At 71.3% G+C, this 3,422-nt stretch carries 4 protein-coding genes and 1 pseudogene; 2 read left to right on the forward strand and 3 right to left on the reverse strand.

The features are described 5' to 3' along the window. A pseudogene (gene tuf, locus G3573_RS20920) lies at positions 1 to 194 on the forward strand (elongation factor Tu); the annotation flags it as partial. A 69-nt stretch (positions 195 to 263) separates the two neighbouring features. Here tuf and G3573_RS20925 read toward each other — a convergent pair. Further along, complete coding sequence (locus G3573_RS20925; RefSeq protein WP_205598416.1) at positions 264 to 1,532, reverse strand: divalent metal cation transporter; 1,269 nt, start codon at positions 1,530 to 1,532, stop codon at positions 264 to 266. A 58-nt stretch (positions 1,533 to 1,590) separates the two neighbouring features. Continuing rightward, on the reverse strand, positions 1,591 to 2,511 hold the full coding sequence (locus tag G3573_RS20930) for a LysR substrate-binding domain-containing protein (protein ID WP_163263584.1): 921 nt from the start codon (positions 2,509 to 2,511) through the stop codon (positions 1,591 to 1,593). A gap of 98 nt (positions 2,512 to 2,609) precedes the next feature. On the opposite strand from G3573_RS20930, the gene G3573_RS22500 reads away from it, so the two are divergent. Continuing rightward, on the forward strand, positions 2,610 to 2,741 hold the full coding sequence (locus G3573_RS22500; protein WP_276208768.1) for a hypothetical protein: 132 nt from the start codon (positions 2,610 to 2,612) through the stop codon (positions 2,739 to 2,741). A gap of 156 nt (positions 2,742 to 2,897) precedes the next feature. Here the strand turns inward: G3573_RS22500 and G3573_RS20935 are convergent, their stop codons facing one another. Beyond that, complete coding sequence (locus tag G3573_RS20935; RefSeq protein WP_240454828.1) at positions 2,898 to 3,419, reverse strand: superoxide dismutase family protein; 522 nt, start codon at positions 3,417 to 3,419, stop codon at positions 2,898 to 2,900. Positions 3,420 to 3,422 lie beyond the last annotated feature (3 nt).

A 3,422-nucleotide genomic window follows, 5' to 3' on the forward strand; every position in this document is an offset into this window, starting at 1 on the left:
TCTACTTCCGCACGACCGATGTCACCGGCATCATCAAGCTGAAGGAAGGCGTGGAAATGATCATGCCGGGCGACAACGCCGAGCTGGACGTCGAGCTGATCACCCCGATCGCCATGGAAGAGAAGCTGCGCTTCGCCATCCGTGAAGGCGGCCGCACCGTCGGCGCCGGCGTCGTGGCCCGCATCGTCGAGTAATCGACGGCGTCCTCAGGACGCTGACTGAACAGAACCCCGCCGGAGCGATCCGGCGGGGTTTTTGTTTGCTCAGCGCGCGAAGAACATCGCCACCGCGGCGACGCCCATGACGGCGGTCGCGCCCCAGCCGCCGGCGCGCACCCAGGGCCCGATGGTGAAGCGGCCCATGCGGTCGCGGCGGCTGGCGACCAGCATCATCGCCGCCATGATCGGCACGGCGACCACGCCGTTGAGCACCGCGCTCCAGAACAGGGCCTTGATCGGATCCAGCGGCGAGAAGTCGATAGCGACGCCCAGCAGCATGGCCGCGCCGATGACGCTGTAGAAGCCCACGGCGTGCCAGGGCTTTTCATCCAGGCCCTCGTTCCAGCCGCGGGTTTCGCTGAGTGCGTAGGCGGCCGATCCGGCCAGGACCGGCACGGCCAGCAGGCCGGTGCCGATGATGCCCAGGCTGAACAGGGCGAAGGCGAAGGGGCCGGCCACGGGGCGCAGCGCCTCGGCCGCCTCGGCCGCGGTCTGGATATCGGTCTTGCCGTTGGCGTAGAGGGTGGCGGCCGTGGCCAGCATGATCGCCATGGCCACGATGTTCGAGAAGGCCATGCCGACGAGGGTGTCCATGCGGATGCGGGCCAGCTCCCGCTTGGCCTGGCGCGGGGCCTGCCTGAGCGGCTTGGCCTTCGGGTTCTCGTTGACCTCCTCCACTTCCTGCGCGCTCTGCCAGAAGAACAGGTAGGGGCTGATGGTGGTGCCGAAGACGGCCACGATCATGGTCATGGCCCCGCCGTCGAGCTTGAACTCGGGCCGGACCAGGCTGACGAGCGCCGCGCCCCAGTCGACCTCGACCACGAACAGGGTCGCCACATAGGTCAGCAGCGCCAGGGTCAGGATCTTCAGGATGCGGGCGTAGCGGCGGTAGGAGACGAACACCTGCAGCAGCAGGGAGCCGAGCCCGAAGGCGACGGTCGCCACGTGCGAGTTCCAGCCGAGCGCGAGCTTCGCCGCCGCGCCCATGCCGGCCAGGTCGGCGGCGATGTTGATGGTGTTGGCGAAGAACAGCAGGGCGACCAGCGCGGTGACCACGGGGCGGGGGAACACCTCGCCCATGTTCTTCGCCAGGCCCGCGCCGGTGACCCGGCCGATCTCGGCGCTGACCAGCTGAATGGCGCTCATCAGCGGATAGGTGAGCACCAAGGTCCAGAGCATGTTGAAGCCGAACCGGGCGCCCGCCTGCGAGTAGGTGGCGATGCCGCTCGGATCGTCGTCGGCCGCGCCGGTCACCAGGCCGGGGCCGAGCTCCTTGAACAACCGGGTCGCGCGGCGAAAGTGGCCGATGCGCAAGGCGAGCTCCTTCCTGGAGCGGCTAATTCGCCCGCAGCGGCCGGGTTCCTCTCAGGGCCTATTTGGGACGCGCCGCCGCGTAGGCCTGCACCGCCGGATCGGCGGCGGCCTCGGCCAGCAGCCAGTCGCGGAACAGCGCGATCTTGGGCGTGCGGCGCCGCTCGGTCGGGTAGGCCACCCAGTAGCCGGGCGAGGTCTCGACCACCGTCTCGAACGGCTGGACCAGGCGCCCGTCGGCCAGCTCGCGGGCGAACAGGATCGGGTTGGCCAGCGCCACCCCCTGGCCGGACAGGGCCGAGGCCACCTCGGCGATCTGGGTGTCGGCCGTAAAGCGCGTGCGCCGCTCGCCCGAGCCCAGGCCCAGCGCGCCGAACCACTGGGCCCATTCGCTGTCGGTGCCGATGCGCGGCGCGGTCGCCAGGTCGCTGGGGCTGTCCAGGCCGCCCAGCCGCTCCAGCAGGGCGGGGGCGAGCAGGGGCGTCTGGATCGAGGGCATCAGCCAGGTCGACTCCAGTCCCGGCCAGCGCCCGTCGCCGGCGCGCACGCCCAGGTCCAGGCCGCCGCCGGCCAGGTCCAGCAGGGACGGGTTGGTGTCCAGGCGCAGCGCCAGGTCCGGGTGGGCCAGCTGGAAGCCGCCGAGCCTGGGCGACAGCCACTGGTTGGCGAAGGTGAACAGGGTGGTGACCGCCAGCACGCCCTTGCCGGTCTCGGTCAGGTCGGAGAGCGCGGTGCGCAGCAGGCTCATGGCGTCGGTGGCGGCCCGCGACAGGCGTTCGCCGGCGGGGGTGAGCACGACCTCGCGCGGCAGGCGCCGGAACAGGCTCTGGCCCAGCCGGCTCTCCAGCGACTTGATCTGCCAGCTGACCGCCGCCTGGGTCATGCCCAGCTCCTCGGCGGCGCGGGTGAAGCTTCCCAGGCGCGCGGCCGCCTCGAACACCCGCACGGCGGAGAGCGGCAGGGTCGCGAGCACGTCAGACATAAGCGAGCCTTATGGGGGCAGCAGGAGAACTGCGTTGTTCGAAACCGCAGATCGCGCGAATTCTCCCGGCGTTCAAGGCCCGCGCAAGGAGAATCGCCATGGAGTATGCGTTCCGCAATCATAAGGACGTTCCGTTCGGCTGGGCCCTGGCCCTCGGCCAGCTGTTCGCGCCCAAGCGCGAGCGCCCCCGCCGCGTGGCGCACGGGCGGACGAGCGGGGGATTGGCGTAGATCACGCCCGTCATCCCGGCCGTAGCGAAGCGGAGAGCCGGGACCCAGCAAGCGCTACGCTGGTTGCAGCGCGCCTGCAGCGTTCAGGTCGAGCTTGCTGGGTCCCGGCTCTCCCGCCCCCTTCGGGGACGTCCGGCCGGGATGACGGTTTTGATTTCAGCCCGCCGCCTTCACCACGCCGCACACGATCCGGCCGCCGGAGTTGCCGGTCGGCTGGTTGTGCTGGTCGTCGGGGTTGGCGTGGATCACCACGGCCGAGCCGTCGGCGTCGAGCAGGGCGGGGCGGCCCTCGGCGCCCTTGACCGACACCGAGTTCGACCAGACCGCCATCTCCACCCGGCCGCCGCCGTCGGCCCACAGGTTGGGCAGGTCGCCGGCCTCATGGCCCTTGGGATTGAGCAGGCCGTGCAGGTGGTCGCCGGCCTTGATGTGCGCCCCGGCCGAGGCGAAGTCCGGCGGGGTGCAGACGCCCTTCTCGTGGAAGTGCACGCCGTGCCAGCCGGAGGGAATGCCGCCGGCCTCGATCCGCATCAGCAGTCCGCCCGGCCCCTCGAAGATGGTCGCCGTGCCCACGGTGGCGCCCGAGGCGTCCTTCAGCTCGGCCGTGGCCGCCGGCTTGGGGGCGGGCTCTGCGGCGGCGGGCTTGGCGGCCGGGGCCGGGGCCGGGGCGGCGGCCAGGGC

Source organism: Caulobacter sp. 17J65-9, from assembly GCF_010975005.1.
Lineage (GTDB): Bacteria > Pseudomonadota > Alphaproteobacteria > Caulobacterales > Caulobacteraceae > 17J80-11.